General features: G+C 67.4%; 21 protein-coding genes and 1 tRNA gene. 7 read left to right on the top strand and 15 right to left on the bottom strand.

Annotation, left to right across the window (positions count from 1 at the left end):
* Positions 1–52: 52 nt before the first annotated feature.
* Complete coding sequence (locus EXE63_RS17000) at positions 53–406, bottom strand: DUF732 domain-containing protein (RefSeq protein WP_168142911.1); 354 nt, start codon at positions 404–406, stop codon at positions 53–55.
* Positions 407–502: 96 nt separating this feature from the next.
* On the opposite strand from EXE63_RS17000, the gene EXE63_RS16995 reads away from it, so the two are divergent.
* Positions 503–1,810 (top strand): PE-PPE domain-containing protein, encoded by a 1,308-nt coding sequence (locus EXE63_RS16995; protein WP_168142910.1) that lies wholly within the window; start codon positions 503–505, stop codon positions 1,808–1,810.
* A 192-nt stretch (positions 1,811–2,002) separates the two neighbouring features.
* On the opposite strand, the gene EXE63_RS16990 is transcribed toward EXE63_RS16995, so the two are convergent.
* Entirely contained in the window at positions 2,003–3,178 is a 1,176-nt protein-coding gene (locus EXE63_RS16990; RefSeq protein WP_168142909.1) for a zinc-binding dehydrogenase, read from the bottom strand.
* Positions 3,179–3,299: 121 nt separating this feature from the next.
* Between EXE63_RS16990 and EXE63_RS16985 the strand changes: the two genes are divergently transcribed.
* Positions 3,300–4,934 (top strand): alpha/beta hydrolase, encoded by a 1,635-nt coding sequence (locus EXE63_RS16985; RefSeq protein WP_168142908.1) that lies wholly within the window; start codon positions 3,300–3,302, stop codon positions 4,932–4,934.
* A 3-nt stretch (positions 4,935–4,937) separates the two neighbouring features.
* On the opposite strand, the gene EXE63_RS16980 is transcribed toward EXE63_RS16985, so the two are convergent.
* Positions 4,938–5,600, bottom strand: coding sequence for an IF2 family translation initiation factor (locus EXE63_RS16980; protein ID WP_168142907.1), 663 nt, complete (start codon positions 5,598–5,600; stop codon positions 4,938–4,940).
* A gap of 26 nt (positions 5,601–5,626) precedes the next feature.
* A complete protein-coding gene (locus tag EXE63_RS16975) occupies positions 5,627–6,181 on the bottom strand; it encodes a CsbD family protein (RefSeq protein WP_168142906.1) in 555 nt (184 codons plus the stop codon).
* Positions 6,182–6,553: 372 nt separating this feature from the next.
* Here EXE63_RS16975 and EXE63_RS16970 point away from each other — a divergent pair, with 372 nt between their 5' ends.
* Positions 6,554–6,856, top strand: coding sequence for a thiamine-binding protein (locus EXE63_RS16970; RefSeq protein ID WP_168142905.1), 303 nt, complete (start codon positions 6,554–6,556; stop codon positions 6,854–6,856).
* A 47-nt stretch (positions 6,857–6,903) separates the two neighbouring features.
* On the opposite strand, the gene EXE63_RS16965 is transcribed toward EXE63_RS16970, so the two are convergent.
* From EXE63_RS16965 to EXE63_RS16955, 3 genes are all read right to left on the bottom strand, one after another.
* Positions 6,904–6,994, bottom strand: a tRNA-Ser gene (locus EXE63_RS16965).
* A gap of 109 nt (positions 6,995–7,103) precedes the next feature.
* Entirely contained in the window at positions 7,104–7,556 is a 453-nt protein-coding gene (locus tag EXE63_RS16960) for a nucleoside deaminase (protein ID WP_168142904.1), read from the bottom strand.
* Positions 7,553–8,071 carry a tRNA adenosine deaminase-associated protein gene (locus tag EXE63_RS16955; RefSeq protein WP_168142903.1) on the bottom strand — a complete coding sequence of 173 codons (519 nt, stop codon included), beginning with the start codon at positions 8,069–8,071 and terminating at the stop codon, positions 7,553–7,555. The genes EXE63_RS16960 and EXE63_RS16955 overlap by 4 nt, the downstream gene beginning before the upstream one ends.
* A gap of 105 nt (positions 8,072–8,176) precedes the next feature.
* Here EXE63_RS16955 and EXE63_RS16950 point away from each other — a divergent pair, with 105 nt between their 5' ends.
* Positions 8,177–9,121: a prephenate dehydrogenase gene (locus tag EXE63_RS16950; RefSeq protein WP_234904594.1), complete on the top strand. Its 945-nt coding sequence runs from the start codon at positions 8,177–8,179 to the stop codon at positions 9,119–9,121.
* On the opposite strand, the gene EXE63_RS16945 is transcribed toward EXE63_RS16950, so the two are convergent.
* The 5 genes from EXE63_RS16945 to EXE63_RS16925 are packed head-to-tail and all read right to left on the bottom strand — an operon-like array spanning position 9,084 to position 13,182.
* Entirely contained in the window at positions 9,084–9,710 is a 627-nt protein-coding gene (locus EXE63_RS16945) for a putative glycolipid-binding domain-containing protein (protein WP_168142901.1), read from the bottom strand. The genes EXE63_RS16950 and EXE63_RS16945 overlap by 38 nt on opposite strands.
* Entirely contained in the window at positions 9,697–10,470 is a 774-nt protein-coding gene (locus EXE63_RS16940; RefSeq protein ID WP_168142900.1) for an ABC transporter permease, read from the bottom strand. Before EXE63_RS16940 ends, EXE63_RS16945 begins: the two co-directional genes overlap by 14 nt.
* Positions 10,467–11,123 (bottom strand): ABC transporter permease, encoded by a 657-nt coding sequence (locus EXE63_RS16935; RefSeq protein WP_168142899.1) that lies wholly within the window; start codon positions 11,121–11,123, stop codon positions 10,467–10,469. The genes EXE63_RS16940 and EXE63_RS16935 overlap by 4 nt, the downstream gene beginning before the upstream one ends.
* Complete coding sequence (locus EXE63_RS16930) at positions 11,124–12,233, bottom strand: ABC transporter ATP-binding protein (protein ID WP_168142898.1); 1,110 nt, start codon at positions 12,231–12,233, stop codon at positions 11,124–11,126.
* 7 nt (positions 12,234–12,240) lie between these two features.
* On the bottom strand, positions 12,241–13,182 hold the full coding sequence (locus EXE63_RS16925) for an ABC transporter substrate-binding protein (RefSeq protein WP_168142897.1): 942 nt from the start codon (positions 13,180–13,182) through the stop codon (positions 12,241–12,243).
* Positions 13,183–13,315: 133 nt separating this feature from the next.
* Here EXE63_RS16925 and EXE63_RS16920 point away from each other — a divergent pair, with 133 nt between their 5' ends.
* Positions 13,316–13,678 carry a LapA family protein gene (locus tag EXE63_RS16920; protein ID WP_168142896.1) on the top strand — a complete coding sequence of 121 codons (363 nt, stop codon included), beginning with the start codon at positions 13,316–13,318 and terminating at the stop codon, positions 13,676–13,678.
* On the opposite strand, the gene EXE63_RS16915 is transcribed toward EXE63_RS16920, so the two are convergent.
* Positions 13,675–14,688, bottom strand: coding sequence for a phosphotransferase family protein (locus EXE63_RS16915; protein ID WP_168142895.1), 1,014 nt, complete (start codon positions 14,686–14,688; stop codon positions 13,675–13,677). The two genes, EXE63_RS16920 and EXE63_RS16915, sit on opposite strands and share 4 nt — an antisense overlap.
* Positions 14,689–14,697: 9 nt before the next feature.
* Positions 14,698–15,297, bottom strand: coding sequence for a histidine phosphatase family protein (locus EXE63_RS16910; protein WP_168142894.1), 600 nt, complete (start codon positions 15,295–15,297; stop codon positions 14,698–14,700).
* Positions 15,298–15,315: 18 nt separating this feature from the next.
* On the opposite strand from EXE63_RS16910, the gene EXE63_RS16905 reads away from it, so the two are divergent.
* Positions 15,316–16,380: a zinc-binding metallopeptidase family protein gene (locus EXE63_RS16905; protein ID WP_168142893.1), complete on the top strand. Its 1,065-nt coding sequence runs from the start codon at positions 15,316–15,318 to the stop codon at positions 16,378–16,380.
* Positions 16,380–17,141 carry an SDR family NAD(P)-dependent oxidoreductase gene (locus EXE63_RS16900; protein WP_168142892.1) on the top strand — a complete coding sequence of 254 codons (762 nt, stop codon included), beginning with the start codon at positions 16,380–16,382 and terminating at the stop codon, positions 17,139–17,141. Before EXE63_RS16905 ends, EXE63_RS16900 begins: the two co-directional genes overlap by 1 nt.
* Positions 17,142–17,159: 18 nt before the next feature.
* Here the strand turns inward: EXE63_RS16900 and EXE63_RS16895 are convergent, their stop codons facing one another.
* Positions 17,160–19,037 carry an alkyl/aryl-sulfatase gene (locus tag EXE63_RS16895; RefSeq protein ID WP_168142891.1) on the bottom strand — a complete coding sequence of 626 codons (1,878 nt, stop codon included), beginning with the start codon at positions 19,035–19,037 and terminating at the stop codon, positions 17,160–17,162.
* Positions 19,038–19,045 lie beyond the last annotated feature (8 nt).

Below are 19,045 nucleotides of genomic sequence, written 5' to 3'. Positions count from 1 at the left end.
GGTCAGACGAGCGACGGCGGCATCCTTGTCCGGGGGTGCCGCCGTTCTCGTGTCAGGCGGTGTAGCCGGCGGCTGATTCGCGCAGCTGCCAGATCTGCGCCGGGCACAGTTCATTGACCGCCTGATTGATCAGGTATCCGGCCTGGTAGTAGTCGCTGGTGTGGAAATCGACCTTGAGCTGGTCGACCAACTGGGCGTAGGGCATCTTGGCGGCCACCCGGTCACAGACGGTCTGGCCGTAGGCGATCGCCACATCCCCGTTGGGGAAGTTGTACCCGGGCCGCACATGCACGTTGACCAGATAGGCCACCACATCGGCACCGGCTGCCGGGGCCGCCGTGGTGGCAAGTCCGCCGAGGCCCGCCGTGACCGCGGCCGCCGCGACAATTCCCCGTAAGACCTTCATGCGGGCTGACTCTAATCCCCCGCCGGTGCGAACGCGGCAAATCTCTTCTGCTCGCTGCAATACCGGGGTACGGTCCTTTCCGTCGAGGGGGCACACATGGCCGGATCACGGCTCAGAACGCTCACGACGGCCCTGTTCGCCGTCGTGGTTTCCATCGCGCTCGTCTGCGGCCAGGCGATCGGGGCCAACGGCTTCGGTCCGTTGTTGGGGCTGGTCAACACCGTCATCGGCATCGGTGGCAGCAGCGACCCGGTGTCCGAGCGCCTGCCCGCCAAACTGAGCAACACCATCGTGCAGCCCGGAGACACCTATATCGGCACCGAGTATCCGGCGTCGCTCAACCTTGATCGCAGCGTGCGCATCGGCATGCCGGTGCTGCACCAGCACCTGGTCACCACCTCCGGGAAGGTGCTCGTCGCGGGTTACTCGCTGGGCGCCCTGCTGGTCGAGCAGCTCAAACGGGACGTCGCGGAGTCCGATGAGCCGCCGTCACCGCTGGACCTCAGCTTCCTGCAGATCGCCACCCCGTTCGTCCCGAACGGGGGCATCTTCGCGCGGTTCCCCGGCATCGCGATCCCAGACGTCGTCTCGCCGATGGGGCCGGGGCAGCCGACGCAGTACAACACCACCTACGTGGTCAACGAGTACGACCTGTGGGGCGACTTTCCCGCATACTTCAATCCGGTGGCGATCCTGAACGCCGTGCTCGGGCACGAATACGCCCACGTCGACAACTGGTACGACGCGGTGGACCCCACCGCGGCGGCCAATCACGTCAAGGTGGTGACCAATTCCGCCGGCGGGACCGACACCTACGTCCTGGTGCCGGCTTCCCGGTTGCCGCTGCTCGGTCCGCTGCGTGACTTGGCCCATCACCTGGGGGTGTCGGCGGGCGCAGAACGACTGCTCGGTGCGATCGAGCCGTTGCTGCGGGTCATCGTCGATATGGGCTACACCGACCGATTGAACCTGAACCCCGAAGTGCGCAAGCCTTTTTCGTTGTTCACCCCGCCGCACAAGATCGCCGAGGCGCTGAACGCGGTCCCCGGCGCGGTGCGCGAGGGCCTGGAGAATCTGCTGGGCATCACGCGCACCCCGGCCGCTCCCGCGGTAGCGCCACCGGCCGCCGCGGCGGCCGTGCAACCGGCCTCGCAACCGGCCTCGGTGCCCGAGTCCGCGGTGCAGAGCGAGACGGCTCCCGAGGATGAAGCGACCTCGGACGATGCCGAGTTGGAGACGCCGCCGTCGACAAGGAAGACCCCCGGTGGACCCGTGGTCACCCTGCGCGACGGACCGCGCAGTGCGTTCGGCGGCAACCGGACCGCCCCCAAGACCGCACAGTCACCGGCCCGCTCGCAGAAGTCCGGTCAGGACACCCGCGACGCCGGCGCGGAGGCGGCCTGACGCCGCTGACGGCGGCGTAACCGCGCCAGCAACACCCGGCGGTGCACCTCGAACGACAACGACAGCGGGTCACGCCATGTCACGCTGTTACCCATAGTTTCTCAACTGTCGCACACGTCACGCGCCAAGGCGGTTGACGCGCCACGTGTTTGACCAATGTCACTGATGAAAAGAACTGCCGGTGAACGGTTTTCAAGCGACAGGCGAACCCGGTTCGACGGCCGGGCTACGCGGATCGATCAGGATCTTGGCCTGTGATTCCGGGTCCCCGAGCGCCTGGAACGCCGCCGCCACCCCGTCCAGGCCGACCCTGCCGGTGACCAGAGCCGACGCATCGACCTTGCCATCGGCCAGCAGGTACAGGGTGTCCCGGAATTCCAAGGGGGTATAGCCGAAGACGAACCGCAGATCGATCTCCTTGCCGTTGGCCATCGCCGGCCGCAGCCGGTCATCACCCATGCAGACCCCGACCACGATGACCTTGCTGGCCACGGGTGCGGCGGCGATGGCGCCGTCGATCATGCCCGGCACCCCGACGCACTCGAAGATGACCGGGCTCTTCGGTCCGGCCGCACCCAGCTTGTCCGCGAGCCGGTAGAGATGGGCCCAGCCCGGAACCCTGCGCAACTTCTCCATCGAGCTCATGCCGAGTTCGTAGAGATCGGGGGCCGCGGTGATGACACCCTTCTTTTGGGCGGCCCGGTCATACGGCGAGTCCTGCGCCGGATCGACCACCACGTGGGCGCCACAGCGCGCGGCAAGGGCGCGGCGGGTCGGCGAGTAGTCGCTGGCGATGACGGTGGCCACGCCCATGGCCTTGAGGTGACAGATGACGGCCAGCCCGACCGGTCCGCAGCCGATCACGACGGCGGTGTCCCGGCGCCCGATATCGCTGCGCCGGACCGCGTGCAGCGCCACGGCCATCGGTTCGGTCAGCGCGGCGGTGTCGACGTCCAGACCGTTGGGCACCACGAAACTCATGGCGGCCTCGCCGAGTACCTGCTCGGCATAGCCGCCCGGCGCCAAGGGTGACAGCCCCGTCAGATGCACGCCACCGTTTGCCCGCAGGAGCGGAAAAGACACCACCGTGGTGCCGACCTTGAATTCTTTGGCGACACCGGGGCCGCGCTCGGCGACTTCGCCGCAGAATTCGTGGCCCATCACCACCGGGGTGTCGCCGCGCATGAAGTCGGGGTATCCGACCGCGTCCATCACCTCGGTCAGCTCGTCGGCGTGGTCCTTGGCGTGCAGGTCGGACCCGCAGATACCGCATCGCCGCACGTCGAGCAGCAACTGCCCGCGGGCGGGCTGCGGGGTGGGGATCTCGACCACGGACAGTTCGCCGGACAGACAACTGACAGCCTTCATAAGTATTTCCCTTCGTCAGTATCTGAGTATGGCGGTCCACCAAAACCACCCACGTAGCTTTCGCCGGTGTCAATAATCAGGCAGGATGGTGTTTGCTTCTTTTTCAGCGTCAGGGGATTTTATGGAACGGCTGCCGATGTGGGTGAGTGCCGGGCTGTTGTCGGCAGGTGTCTCGGCGGCGGTTCTCGCCGGCGCGGGCGTCGCGCTCGCCGACGACTCGACGACCGGCTCCGGATCGCAGTCGGCGTCCGACTCGTCCCCCGCGGCGGGTGGCAACCAGCCTGAGAGCCCCTCGGAGGACGCCGCACCCGACACCTCGCCAGACGCCAAGACCGAGGTCGAGGCGCCCGAAAAGCCCAGCGAAGACGCCCTCGGCGACACCCCGAAGAAAAAGAAGAAGAACCTGACCGCGCGCACCGACGCGATGACGGCTCTGCGGCCGCACTCGGCGCCGATGACCGCGAGCGCACCCGAGCGGGCGGCGACGGTCCCCGCCGAGACCGCGGTGGCCACGCCGACCATCTCGACGCCCACCGTCTCGACGCCCGCCGTCTCAACACCCGCGGTCACCGATATCAGTGCCGGCGGCGCGGCCGCCGTCGCAAAGATCGCCGCGCAGCCGAGCGTGTCACTGGCGTTGGCCGCACCGAAAGCGGCCGCACCCGTGCAGGCCGCGGCTGCGTCACCCCCAAACCTGATCCGCTGGCTGCAGGGCGTGACGGACCGGATCACCAGCGGCATCGGCTCCTTGGTGTTCAACTCGCTGCAGGCGCTGGAGGCACTGGTCACCGGCCCCCCGGTGCTGCCCCCGAACAGCACCGTGACGGTGCGCAACTCGACGATCCTGCTGTCCACCGGGCAGCGGGTGAAAGCGAATTGGTACTACCCCGAGGGCGATGCGGTGCCGGAGAAGCTGATCGTGTTGCAGCACGGCTTCTTCGCACTCGGCCCGATGTACAGCTTCACCGCGGCCAATCTCGCCGCGTCGACCGGAGCCATCGTGGTCACCCCGACGATCTCCTCGAATCCCTTTGCCGGTGACGACAACTGGATCAATGGTGACGGGATGGCCGCGGCCATCGCCGACCTTTTCGTCGGCGACCGGACGGCGCTGACCGACAGCGCGCTCGCCGCGGGATTCGCCACCCGGTACGGCCTGGACCCGGCGGACGCACGGCTGCCCGAGAAGTTCGGCCTGGCGGGGCATTCGGCCGGCGGTGGCCTGGTTGCCGCGGTCGCCGGGTACCTCGTCGACAACGGCGCCGCGGACGATCTGGTCGGGGTGATCACCCTGGACGGTGTGCCGACCGGCAGCACCATGGCGGTCGCGCTGCGCAAGCTGCAGGCCTATGAGGACGAGACCGGCCGCTATATCCCGGTCCGCGAGATCGGCGCGCCCCGCAACGCCTTCAACTTCATCAGCACCCTCAAGACGGACCTGAACGCGGCGCGGCCCGGGCGGTTCAACGGTGTGGTGCTCTCCGGTGGCGTGCACATGGACTCGATGCAGGGCGGCAACGCGCTCATCCAGTTCGGCGCCCAGTTGTTGGCAGGTTTCCCGCAGCCGCAGAACCCGCCGGCCGTCGATGCGTTGTCCGCCGGCTGGTTCAACGACTGGTTCGCCGGTGACACCGACAACGGCGACGAACTCGTGCCCGGGTCGACGTTGCCGATCAGCACCCCCAAGGGAACGGCCCAGGGCACGGTGATCGGGTCCGCGGTACCGGCCAGCAGGTTCGTCACCGTCGCGGTCTGAGGATCAGCTCGACTGCCGCTTCGCCTTCTCGGCGGAGGCGAGTTGTTCGACACGGTCGGCCTGCCGGCGCTTGTCGGCGGCCTCGGTGTGTTTGGACGTCGCGTCGGCCATCGCGGCCTTCGGAGTCTCCATGGCCTTCTTCTCGGCCGTTTTGATGCGGTTCTGCTCCTGCTGTTCGGCGCGGCGAACGGCCTCGGACTTGCGGGCCGCGGCATCGTCGGCCTGTTTCTTGGCCGCCGCGGTATGGGCCCGGGCTTCCTCGGCGGCGGATTGTTTGCGCTCATCGGCGTTGCGCTGAGCGTCGTTGACCTTCTGCTCCCGGTCCGCGCGCGCCTGCTTCTGGTCCTCCATCGCCTGTTCCCGCCTGGCGTGCAGAGTGGTGTCGGCCTGCTCCTCGATCTGGGCCGCCTTCGCGTCCAGCCGCGAGGCCCTGGCCAGTGCGTCGCCACGCTCGGTCAGCGCGGTCCCGCGGGCTTCCAGGTCCGGGTCACGCAGCACGCGACCGACGGTGGAATCCAGCTGCCCGAGCGTGCGCTCGTAGAACAGCCGGGCCGGAGCCTCGGGGTCCAGCCGGTCGGCCATCCGATCCTGGATCAACTGCAACGGGTAGCGGACGATCTGATACTGCACGCGCCAGAGCGCGAAGGGTACTGCGGTGATCTGCATGGTCATCTCCTGGGTGGTGACGGTGTTCAGGACAGGTCTTCTGAGGTGAGGGCGTCGGCGCGCTGACGGGCGCGCTCTGCTGCCTCGCGGGTGTCGTCGGCCTTCTGGGCCTCCGAGCGGTGATCATCAACGGCCTCGACAACCTCGTCGGCCGCCCCTTCGATCTGCTCGCGCGCTTCGGTTTTCGCTCGGCGCACCTGGCTCAGCGCCGTCACCGAGGCACTGTGGTTCTTCGCGGCCAGCTTCTGGCCTTCGGCGTTCTCGGCCGCATGCTTTTCTGCCTCTTGCCGGATGCGTACGGCGTTCTCGACCGCAGCGGCCTCCTTGGCCACAGCGGCACGCTCGTAAGCTCCGGCCGTCTGAACCTCCGCGGCCTGCCGCCGCGCCTGTTCGGCCTCTGCGTCGGCAACGGCCTCGACGCTGTTGGCCTCTTTGCGCTCCGCGGCCTGCGTCTGCTCGAGTTGCCCTTCAGCGGTGAGTGATTCGTTACCGGTGACGGCTCCGAAGACCTCTTTCGCCTTGCCCTTCACCGAATCGATCAGCCCTTTGCGGGCCTGGTCAGCCTTGTTGTGTTCGCTCATCTGCATTCCTTACTTGTTGTGGCCGTTGGTCATCGCGATTTCGATCTCGGTACCGATCTCGGTCCCGTCGTGCGACGGTGCGGCACCTCGGCAAAGCTCGGCGGCCTGGCTCTTGTTCATGAGGCGCTGTGAAGGCAGCGAGATATCGACCGTCAGATGGTTGGTTGCGTCGCCACTGCGGCCGCATGCTGGACCGGTGCGCAAAATCTGGGCGATTGACTCCGGCGGTGTGCCGGGTAGGACCCTGCCTCGTCTAGTGGTGATTCCCCACAACGCAGTCGCCGGTTCTGGGCGAGTGAGCAGGAGACTCTTGTAGTACCCGGCAGCGCCAGGGCTAAACACTGTCCGGGCTGCTGTGCCAGGCTGGACACCATGCTTGTCGCCTTCAGCCTGACCCCGTCCGCCGCCGATGACGACGGTGGTGTGCACCGGGCGGTCGCCGAAGCCGTCCGCATCGTGCGCGCATCCGGACTGCCCAACGAGACAAACGCGATGTTCACCAACATCGAGGGCGAGTGGGACGAGGTGATGGGCGTCGTCAAGCAGGCCGTGGACGCCGTCGCGGCCGTCTCACCGCGAGTCGGCCTGGTGCTCAAGGCCGATATCCGCCCCGGGCACACCGGCCAGCTCAGCGCGAAGGTGCAGCGCGTGGAAGACGTACTCGACGAGAGCTGACGGCACAACAAACTAGCCCCCCACCTGGGCGAGCAGGTGAGGGGCTATGGCGGTGGCGGAGGGATTTGAACCCTCGGACGGGGGTTACCCGTCACACGCTTTCGAGGCGTGCTCCTTAGGCCGCTCGGACACGCCACCGCGTGGCAGCTTACCGGGCACAGCCGGTTGGCCATAATCGCGCCGATTTCTACGTCACGGTCGCGATCGGCGGGCGCTGACGACCCTGGTGTAGAAAACGGTGCAGCGCTCAGCGTTGCCGGGCGAAGAACTCCTCCAGCGGGGCCGCACACTCCTGCGCGAGCACCCCGCCGCGCACCTGCGGCCGGTGCACGAGCCGACGATCGCGCACCACGTCCCACAGCGAGCCGACGGCCCCGGTCTTGGGCTCCCACGCCCCGAACACCAGCAACCCGATGCGGGCCATCACCAGCGCCCCCGCGCACATGGTGCACGGCTCGACGGTGACGGCCAGCGTGCAGCCCTCCAGCCGCCATCCGTCACCCAGCCGTCCGGCGGCGGCCCGCATCGCCAGGATCTCGGCATGTGCGGTCGGGTCGCCCAGCGCCTCCCGGGCGTTGGCGGCGCGGGCAAGTTCGGTGCCGTCGGGCCCGAAAACCACCGCCCCGATCGGCACATCGTCGACGGGCGCGGCGCGGGCCACCTCGAGGGCGAGCCGGATCAGCTCCTGATCCGGTTTCACCGACCCAGTTTGTCGAGCACCGCGGACAGTTCGTTCTCGAAGCCCATCCGCTCGGCGATCGCGGTGATCTGCTCGTCGATCTCCATATCGTCATCGGAGATGATCACACCGAGCACACCCGCGGGCAGTCCGACATCGGCGAGCAACCCGAGGTCGCCCTCCTCGAACGGGTCGGCGTCCTCAAGGTCCTCGTCATCGATATCGGAGTCCAACTTGTCGAGCACCTCGGCGGCGATGTCGTAGTCCAGCGCGGCGGTGGCATCCGAGAGCAGCAACCGCGTGCCCGCCGGGGCCGGCCGGACGATGACGAAGAACTCCTCGTCGATGTCGAGCAACCCGAAAACGGCGCCGGCGCTACGCAGCTCGCGCAGCTCGGTCTCGGCCGCGGTCAGGCTGTTGAGCGCACCCTTGCGCAACGGAGCGCACCGCCATTTGCCGTCCTCCCGGACGACCGCGACTCCGAATCCGCCCGGCAGGTTGGCAGCCTCCTGCGCCGGCGCACGCTGTGCTCCCATGGGTGCTAACGCTAGTCCCCGCCCGGGACCTTTGACCACCTATTCACCGGCCGGCAACCCGGCGCCCGGACCGTGTGCCAACCTAGAACCGTGACCGAGACTCCGGTGTGCGTGCTGGGACTGGGATTGATCGGCGGCTCGCTGATGCGGGCGGCGGCCGCGGCGGGCCGTGAGGTGTTCGGCTACAACCGCTCGGTGGACGGTGTCCAGGGCGCCCAATTCGACGGATTCGACGCCACCGCGGCCCTCGACGATGCACTGTCGCGTGCCGCGGACACCGGGGCACTGATCGTGCTGGCCGTCCCGATGCCGGCACTCGGCGTCATGCTCGAGCACATTCGCGCGACCGCGCCGGACTGCGCGCTGACCGATGTCATCAGCGTCAAGGGTGCGGTGCTGGCGCAGGTCGAGTCCGCGGGGCTGCGGGCACGGTTCGTCGGCGGTCATCCGATGACCGGAACCGCACACTCCGGTTGGTCGGCGGGCGACAAGGACCTGTTCGCCGGCACCCCGTGGGTGGTGGCCGTCGACGACGGGGTCGACTCCGAAGTCTGGGCCATGGTGGCGCAGCTGGCGCTGGACTGCCGGGCGTTCGTGGTGCCGGCCCGCTCCGATGAGCACGACGCCGCGGCCGCGGCGATATCGCATCTGCCCCACCTGCTGGCCGAGACGCTGGCCGCCACCGCGAGCGAGGTCCCCCTGGCCTTCGCGCTGGCCGCCGGGTCGTTCAGGGACGGCACCCGGGTCGCGGCCACCGCCCCGGACCTGGTGCGTGCAATGTGCGAGGCGAACTCCGAGCAGCTGCTGACCGGCCTGGACCGCAGCATCGAACTGCTCACCCGGGCCCGCGAGCACCTGGCCGCGCATGCCTCGGTGGCCGATCTGGTCGAAGCCGGCCACGCGGCACGAATCCGCTACGACAGTTTCAGCAGGCCCGACATCCTGGCGGTCACCATCGGTGCACCGGGCTGGCGGGAGGAACTCGCCGCCGCCGGCCGCGCCGGCGGCGTGATCAGATCCGCGTTGCCAGTCCGGGATAGTCGAGAATGAAACCGTCGTCGTCGACGGTGATGGTGGTGTCGGCGATCGGCGATTTCAGTCCGATCTCTGCCCCGCCGGCGCTGTTGTAGCTGATGGTCTCCAGCTCCACCGTCAGTTCGGGCAGGCGCACGTACACGACGGGAACCTCCAGCGACTCCGCCCGCTGGTGCAGTCCGGTGCGGCGGATGGGCAGCGCGTTGAAGAACGGACTGAACACGACGTCGACATCCAGTGCGCCCTCGTAGGCGGCGCGACTGGTCTGATTCTGGTGGTCACGCACCAGCCACATGCCCTCCTCGTCGCGGGCGATGGACAGCTGGCGTTCCCGTTCGGCCAGCGTCATCGTCAGCGACAACCGCTTGGTGGCACCGGTCTCATCGGTGACCAGGTCATAGGAGGCGCTGAACGCGGGGTCCGAGGAGGTGGCGGCCGAGACGATGCGGCCGTAGGCCTTGATGCGGTTGCCGGACAGCTGCACACGCACCGACTCCATCCGCGGCACATCGTGCGCACGCCAAGTCAGGATCGCCGGCCAGGCGCCTGCAGTTTCATCCGTGGCGCCCGTGCCTGATTGTGGGGCTGGTTCAGTCACCCTCATACCGTATGCGAACGTCCCCACGCTTCGTACCCGCGTTGGACGATTCGAGTGCTACTTCGTCATCCAGCAGTGGCTGCGGCAGCCGGTCGGCCTGCCTGCCGAAACGGTCGGCACCCGGCTGGGACAACCACACCGCCAGGGCCAGCACCCCGTCGAGGATGAGTGCGAGCAACGTCACCATCAGCGCGCCGACCAGTGCGAGATAGAACTCGCGCACCTTGATGCCGTCGATCAGGTAACGACCCAGCCCGCCGAGGCTGGCGTAGGCCGCGACGGTGGCGGTCGCGACGATCTGCAAGGTCGCGGTGCGCAGGCCGCTGAGGATCAGGGGCAGCGCGTTGGGCACCTCGACGCGCAGCAGCACCTGCCGTTCCGTCATGCCCATCGCCCTGGCCGCGTCGACGACGGCGCGGTCCACGTTGGCGATACCCGAGTAGGTGCCGGCCAGCAGCGGCGGGATACCCAGCAGCATGAGCGCCACCGTCGGCGGGATGAGGCCCAGCCCCCACAACAGCACACCGAGCAGCAGTACACCCAGCGTCGGCAGCGCCCGCAGCGCGTTGACACCGGTGACCACCAGGAAGGTGCCGCGGCCGGTGTGCCCGATGATCAGCCCGATCGGGATGGCGACCAGCACGGAGAACACGACCGCGATCGCGGTGTATTGCAGGTGTTCGACGATGCGGATACCGATGCCCGCGGGGCCCGACCAGTTCGCCGCGGTGAAGATGTAGGACAGCGCCTCCTGCAGGAAGTTCATCGCGCACCCGCCTTGGTTCTGGCGCCTCTGTCCCAAGGGGTCAGCGCCTTGCCCGCCAACAGGATCAGCGTGTCGATCACCACCGCCAGCACGAAGATGGCGATGATGCCCGCGATGATCTGGCCGCTCTTGTTGGCCTGATAGCCCTCGGTGAACCAGGTGCCCAGGCCGCCGATGCCGATCACCGAACCCACCGACACCATCGAGATGTTGGTCACCGCGACCACGCGCAGGCTGGCGATGAGTACCGGGATGGCAAGCGGCAGTTCGACTTTGAGCACCCGGGTGAGTGGCCGGTAGCCGACGGCGGTGGCCGAGTCGAGCACCTCGGGTGGGACCGCATCCAGCGCTTCGGGGACGGCCCGCACCAGCAGCGCAGTGGTGTAGAGCGTCAGCGCAATGATGACGTTCGCCTCGTCGAGGATGCGGGTCGGGATGACCAGCGGCAGCACCACGAACAGTGCGAGCGACGGGATGGTGAAGATGATGCTGGCAAGCACGGTGACGACGCGGCGCGGCTGGGTGGTGCGCTGGATGAGGGCGCCGATGGGCACCGCGATGAGCAATCCGAGCACGACCGGCACCAGCGACAGCCGCAGATGGATCAGCGTCAGCGTCCAGGCATCGTCGAGGTGGGTCAGCAGGTAGTTCACTTACCCGACCTTCGGGACCCGGCGCTGTTGCTTCAGCGCGGCCAGCACATCATCGGCCTGCACACCGCCGAGCAGGCGTCCGTCCTCGTCGACGGCCACCCCGAGACCCGACGGCGAGGACAGGGCGGCGTCCAGTGCCAGTCGCAGCGAGCCGTCGGGGCGGAAGAACGACCCACCGCCGATGGTGCTGTCGTACAACGCACTTCCGCTACGGTGTACCTCCACTCCCTCGGCGTTGATCCAGGCGAACGGCTTCCCGTCGGCGCGCAGCACCAGCGCCCAGTCGCCGGGCGCCAGCTGCAACTGGTCGATATCGTCCTCGGCGACCTGCCGGATGTCGTGCAGCGGCAGCCCGGTCGCCGCGAAGAACTGCAGACCGCGGTAACCGCGGTCGGCCCCGACGAAACCGGATACCAGCTCGTTGGCCGGATTGGACAGCACGAACGACGGCTCCGCGTACTGCTGTAACACGCCGCCCCTGCCGAACACGGCGACCTTGTCCCCGAGCTTGACCGCCTCGTCGATATCGTGGGTGACGAACACGATGGTCTTGCGCAATTCGCTTTGCAGCCGCAGAATCTCGGCCTGCAATTCCTCACGCACCACCGGGTCCACGGCGCTGAACGGTTCGTCCATCAGCAGGATGGGCGGATCGGCGGCCAGCGCCCGAGCCACCCCGACGCGCTGCTGCTGACCACCCGAGAGCTGGGATGGATAGCGTTGCGCCAGTTTCGGGTCCAGACCGACGCGCTCCAGCACCTCGAGGGCGGCCTTGCGCGCGCTGCGCCGCGACTCCCCCTTGAGCACCGGCACCGTGGCGACGTTGTCGACGACCCGCTGATGCGGCATGAGCCCGGCGCTCTGGATCACGTACCCGATGCCCAGGCGCAGCTTGACCGGGTCGACCTTGGTCACGTCCTCGCCGTTGACGGTCAGGGTGCCCGAGGTGGGCTCGATCATCCGGTTGATCATCCGCATCGAGGTCGTCTTACCGCAGCCAGACGGGCCGACGAACGCCGCCAGCGTGCCCTCGGGGACATCGAGGGTGAGGTCGTCGACGGCGACGGTTCCGTCCGGATACTTCTTGGTGACGTTGCTGAACGTGATCATCGCGTTCTCACTTACCCGGCAGTGGTTGGTCGAAACCGTTGTCGCTGATCCATTTTGCGGCCGCTTCGTCGGGGTCGACACCCTCGTTGCCCTCGACCGACGTGTTCAGCTCGATCAGCGCTTCGGTGGTCAGCTTGGCGCTGACGGCGTCGAGCACGGATTTGAGATCGTTCGACATCTTCTGCGAGGCGACCAGTGGCACCACATTGGCCGCCAGGAACACGCTCTCGGGATCTTCGAGCACCACCAGATTGTTCTTCTCGATGGCCGGCGATGTGCTGAAGATGTTGGCGGCGGTGACGGTGCCGCCGGTCAGGGCCTGCACGGTCGCCGGCCCGCCGCCGTCGCTGATCGCCACGAAGTTGGCGGGTGCAATATCGAGTCCGTATTTCTGCTTGAGGCCCACCAGCCCGGTGACGCGGGTCTGAAACTCCGATGGCCCACCGACTTTGACCTCCGGTGAGCGCTCGGCCAGATCGGCGATGGACGTCAGATTCCACTCCTGCGCGATGTTCTCCGACACCGCGAGGGTGTCCTTGTCCTCGGCCGGTGACGGATACAGGATCGACAGGTCGCCGGGCAGCGCCTTCAGCAGAGCCAGCAGCACGGCATCGGACGTGGTGGCGGTCGCCTCTGGATCGAAGTACTGCAGCAGGTTGCCGGTGTACTCAGGGATCAGGTCGATGGAATGATCCTGCACGGCAGGGATATAGGTCTCCCGGCTGCCGATACCGAACTGCCGCTTGATGGTGAAGTCGTTGGCCTCCAAGGCCTGGGCGTAGATCTCGGCGATGATCTTCGATTCGGTGAAGTCCGCGGAGCCGACGGCGATCGTCTTCAGGTCGCCGGAGATCTCACCTCCACCGAGCGGATTCGAACTGCCACAACCGGCAACCGACAGGGTGAGCACAGCGGTACACAAGACGATGAACTTACGGATGCGGCGCATACCGTCCCCTCGGCCATTGGTGCGTCGATGCGTGGCAATCTTCTCGACAGTAACGGGCCCGGCCGGGACATGCCGGGCTTTAACTCACCGTGAGATGGTTTGAAATCGTGTGTGAACGGGCAAGATGAATGCCATGACGACCGACCCGCACGCGTTGCCCGCTGATCCGGAGCAACCTTACGAACCTCTGGGCGCAGCGGAACCGCCCCCGCCTCCACCGGAGGACGCGGTCAAGTTCACCAGGGCGGCAGCGCTCTGGACCTCACTGATCGCCGGATTCCTGATCCTGATCGTCCTGCTGATCTTCATAGCGCAGAACACCGACCCGGGCACCTTCCACTTCCTGGGCTGGAACTGGACACTGCCATTGGGTGTGGCGCTACTGCTGGCCGCGGTGGGCGGCGGGCTGCTCGCGGTGATGGTCGGTGCGGCCCGCATCGTGCAACTGCGGCTGGCGGCCCGGAAGAATCTGAAGGCGGCCCGCCGGACCTTCTAGACGAGCCTGAGCCCCTCGGCGATCAGCGGGGCCACGGCCTCACCGACCGCCGCGGGGGCGTCGCCGCCCTCGCGTCCGCGGAAGTCGATCCCCGCGGCGATGATGGCCAGCTTGAAATAGGCCAGGGCCATGTAGAAATCCCAGTTCTGCAATTCCTGGCCACTGGCGACCGCGTAGCGCTGGGCCAGCTCATCGGCGGGCGGCAACAGCTCTGAGGTCCAGGCCGCCCGCATGCCGAGCACATCGTCGAAGTTCGGGTTGCGGTAGACGCACATCAACGCCGCATCCGAGAGCGGGTCACCGAGGGTGGACAACTCCCAATCCAGCACCGCGCGTACCACCGTCGGATCCTGGGCGTCCAGGATGGTGTTGTCGATGCGGTAGTCGCCGTGCACGATGGAGGCCCGTGGGCTGGCCGGGATCCGTTCCGACAGAACCGAATGCAGCTTCTTCACATCGGCGTCGCGGGTATCGTCGGGCAGCCGCACATGATCCCACTGCGAACCCCAGCGGCGCACCTGGCGTTCCAGGTAGCCGTCGGCCTTGCCGAAGTCACCGAGCCCGACGGCCACCGGATCGACGGCGTGCAGGTCGGCGAGCACCGTGATCAGCGAGTCGACGCAACCCTCGACGACGGCGGCGTCGCCGAGCGCCGCGAGTTCGTCGGCACTGCGCACCACGTTGCCCTCGACGTTCTCCACCATCTGGAACGGCGCTCCCAGCACGGAGTCGTCGTTGCGCATGGTCACCGCGCGGGCCACCGGCACCGGGGTGTCGGCGAGTGCGGCGACCACCTTGTACTCGCGGGCCATATCGTGCGCCGACGGGGTCAGACCGTGCAGCGGCGGCCGGCGCAGCACCCACTTCGACGCATCGTCGAACACCCGGAAGGTCAGATTGGAGCGGCCACCGGAGATCAGCTCGCTGCGCAATTCGCCGGTGCGGGCGATACCTTCCGCACGCAGGTGGGCGTCCAGGGCGTCGAGATCAAGGCCGGCCAGAGAGTTCACCGGGCTTTTCTACCATTGCTGGTTCCGCGGCAGCAGGTCCCATACGTGTTCGGTGCCATTGACCGAGGCCACCGAGAGCCGGCCACCGCGAGAGGACAACACCCGGGTGACGCCCACGTAGTCGACCTGGACGCACAGCAGCCGCGCCGTCTTCATCACCCGGTGCACCACCGCGTTGATCACACCGCCGTGGCTGAACACCGCCACGGTGTCATCGTGGCCGGCCGCCGCCACGATGTCGTCGATGCCCGCCCAGATCCTGGCCTGGAAGGCGACAGGATCCACGTCACCGGGCAGATGCCCGTCGATGAGTCGCTGCAGGTCTTCTTTGGAGATCTCCTCGATCGGTGTGTAGTGCGACAGTCCGTAGTCGTACTCGGCAAGCCGTTCGTCGACGTCGACGGGCAGCCCGAGCGCGTCGGCGACGGGCTGTGCGGTCTGCTGTGCCCGGCGCTGCGGACTGCTCACCAGCCGGGTGATCGGGAAACGGGACAGCGCGTCGGGTAGCCGGGCGGCCTGGGCCAGCCCCTCCTCGGACAGGTGCGGATCGGACCCCTCGCCGGGTTCACTCCGCAGCGGCAGCGCATGTCGGACCAGAAGAAGTTGCACCGTGACACCATAGGTCTCGTGCGTGCCTTCGCCTGCCCGGTGTGCGACAGCTTCATGGCGTTCGAGGCCGATCACTGTGCCAGCTGCGGGACCGCGGTGGGCCTGCATCTGCCGTCGCTCAGCATGCTGGCACTCGGTGACGGCGCGGCGATCTACGACGGCGTCAGGTGGATCCGCTGCACCCAGTACCAGACGCTGAGCTGCAACTGGCTGGCCCGCGAGGAGCAAGAGGCGGGCCCGCGCGGACGGTGCCTGGCCGGTTCGCTGATCCGCCACGAACCCGACGCCGACGACACCCTGGCGCGGGAGAAGCTGATACCGACCACGCTGGCCCTGCGCCGACTGGTGTTCCAGCTAGCGGACATCGGCTTGCCGATCGAGCCGTACTGGCACCGTGACGGCGGCCTGGCCTTCGATCTGCTGTCCAGCCACAGCACCGGCGAGAAGGTGATCATCGGTCACGCCAACGGGGTGATCACCATCGACCTGGTCGAATCCCTGGACGACTACCGGGAGTCGCTGCGGGTGCGCCTCGGTGAGCCGTACCGCACCATGCTCGGTCATTTCCGCCATGAAGTGGGCCACTACTACCAGAACGTGCTCGTCGAAAAAGGCTGCGGCGCAGACATCTATCTCGACGAGTGTCGCCGGCTGTTCGGTGACGAGCGGGCCGGCTACCGCGAGGCGATCGACCGGCACTACAACGTGGGTGCCCCGCAGGGCTGGGAGGCGACCTTCATCTCCGAGTACGCCACCATGCATCCGTGGGAGGACTTCGCGGAGTGCTTCGCGCACTACCTGCACATCGCCGACACCATGGACACCGCCAGGGAAGCGGGCATGGTGTTGCACGCCGACCGGGTGCGATTCAACGCGCCACGCGACATCGTGGCGCTGGAGTGCTACGACGACGAGCCCATCGAACGGATGTTGTTCGACTGGAAGTGGATGTCGCTGTTCTTCAACCGGGTGAACACGGCCATGGGCAAGAATCCGTTGTACCCCTTCGACATTCCGCAGCCGGTGGTGGACAAGCTGGGATTCGTGCACAAGGTCGTCCGCGATACCGCCAGGAGCCGATGATGGGCTATGCCGACACACTGTTCGACCTGACCGACCGGGTGGTGCTGATCACCGGTGGCAGCCGTGGGCTGGGCCGCGAGATGGCCTTCGCGATGGCCGGGTGCGGCGCCGATGTGATCATCGCCAGCCGCAAGTACGAGTCGTGTGTCGCCACCGCCGAGGAGATCACCGCGGCGACCGGCCGGGCCGCTTTCCCCTATGCGGTGCACATCGGGCGCTGGGACCAGCTCGACGGGCTCGTCGAGGCGTCCTACGAGCGGTTCGGCAAGGTCGACGTGCTGATCAACAACGCGGGCATGTCGCCGCTCTACGATTCACTGACATCGGTGTCCGAGAAGCTCTTCGACTCCGTGATGAACCTGAACTTCAAGGGTCCGTTCCGGCTTTCGGCGCTGGTCGGGGAACGCATGGTCGCCGACGGTGGCGGTTCGATCATCAATGTCAGCACCAGCGGCTCGCGTAAACCCGATCCCGCCTTCCTGCCCTACGCCGCCTCCAAGGCCGGGCTCAATGCGCTGACCGAGGGGTTCGCGTTGGCCTTCGGCCCGACGGTGCGTGTCAACACCCTGATGCCGGGGCCGTTCCTGACCGATATCAGCGACGCGTGGGATATCGAAGCGACCCAGGCCGGTGCGCAGCACTTCGCGCTGAAACGGCTCGGCAACCCACGCGAGATCATCGGAGCCGCACTGTTTCTCGCCTCCGACGCGTCGAGCTACACCAGCGGGTCGACCCTGCGCGTCGACGGCGGTATGCCTTAGTTCGCTCCGCTCGCCCCACTAGGGCGTGATGATCGCGAAACCAGGGTCGGGCCGGTCCAGCGCGCCGAGCAGCGTCGGCAACGCCTCGGCGTCACCGGTGAACTCCACCCCGGGCGACTCACGGTCACCGGCGGCGAAGGCCAGCAGCCTCAGTTTGGTGGCGAACGTGACGGTCGCCGTCGCCGTGGCCGGATCGGCTGAAACCTGGCGGTGCACCAGCACGCCATTGCGCAACGTCAGCCGGTAATCGGCTCCGAGGTCGACGAACGTCACGTCGATCGTGAGGTCCAGATCCCACGAGCGCGGCCCGTTGATGTTGATCGCCAGCATGTCGAAAATCTGTTCCGGCGTCAGCTGACTCATCAGCGACGGGGACGCCGTCTGGGTGGGGGTGCCGAAATTTCCGTCCCGAAGCTCGGTGGCCCCGGACAGGAAGAAGTTGCGCCACACCGCGTTCTCGGCGCCGTAGGCCAGCTGCTCCAGCGTGTCGCCATACAACTCGCGGGCACCCGGATGGTTCTCGTCGGTGAAGATCGCATGGTCGAGCAGCGTTGCCGCCCAACGGTAGTCACCATCGTCGAAGGCGGATTTGGCGAGCTCGACCACCCGGTCGATACCGCCGATCGCCGCCACGTAGCGCGGGCCCAGCGCTTGCGGCGGGTGCTGCCAGAGCCGGCCGGGGTTACCGTCGAACCAGCCCATATAACGCTGGTAGACGGCCTTGACGTTATGGCTGACCGACCCGTAATAGCCGTGCGTGTGCCAGGCCCTCTCGAGTGCGGGCGGCATCTGGAAGGCTTCGGCGATCTCGATGCCGGTGAACCCCTGGTTGAGCTGGCGCAGCGTCTGGTCGTGCAGATAGGCGTACAGATCCCGCTGCACCGACAGGTACTCGACGATGTTGTCCCGCCCCCAGGTGGGCCAGTGGTGCGAGGCGAACACCACATCGGTGCGGTCGGAGAAGGCGTCGATCGCCTCGGTCAGGTACCCGGCCCAGCCGTGCGGGTCGCGCACCAGCGCGCCGCGCAGCGTCAGCAGGTTGTGCAGGTTGTGGGTGGCGTTCTCGGCCATGCACAGCGCGCGGAACTTCGGGAAATAGAAGTGCATCTCGGCCGGGGCCTCGGTGCCGGGCGCCATCTGGAACTCGATCTCGACACCGTCCACGGTGTGTGTCTGGCCGGTCTGCGTGATGTCCAGGGTGGGCACGATCAGCGCCACCTCACCCAGGGACGGCGTCTGCCCCAGGCCACAACCGACCTGTCCCTGCGGGCCGCGGGCCAGCACCGCCCCGTACATGTAGGAGGCGCGGCGGGCCATCGCGGTTCCGGCGTAGACGTTCTCCTGGACGGCGTGCTCGGTGAATCCCTCCGGCGCGATGACCGCGACCTTGCCGGCATCGACATCCGCCTGGGACGTCACGCCGAGCACACCGCCGAAGTGATCGACGTGGCTGTGGGTGTAGATCACCGCCACGACGGGGCGGTCACCGCGGTGCGTCCGGTACAGCGTCAGTGCGGCCGCCGCGGTCTCGGTGGACACCAGTGGGTCGATGACGATGACGCCGGTGTCGCCCTCGATGAAGCTGATATTGGACAGGTCCAGGCCGCGGACCTGGTAGATGCCGGGGACCACCTCGTAGACCCCCTGCTTGGCGCACAGCTGGGACTGCCGCCACAGGCTCGGGTGCACGCTGTCCGGCGTGTCACCGGCCAGGAACCCATAGGAGTCGTTGTCCCACACCACCCTTCCGTCCGCGGCGGTGACCACGCACGGCTCGAGCGCGCCGAGGAAGCCGCGGTCTGCGTCCTCGAAATCCCGGGTGTCCTCGAACGGCAGTCCGTCGCGTTGGGCGAGGTTGGCAGCGGTGATGGTGGCGGTGGGCGGCTTCTGCTCCATGGCTACGA

Origin of the sequence: Mycolicibacterium frederiksbergense, assembly GCF_012223425.1 — a bacterium.
Classification (GTDB): Bacteria; Actinomycetota; Actinomycetes; order Mycobacteriales; family Mycobacteriaceae; genus Mycobacterium; species Mycobacterium frederiksbergense.
Note: the sequence above shows the minus strand (reverse complement) of the source record. Positions and strands in the feature narration are given on the sequence as shown.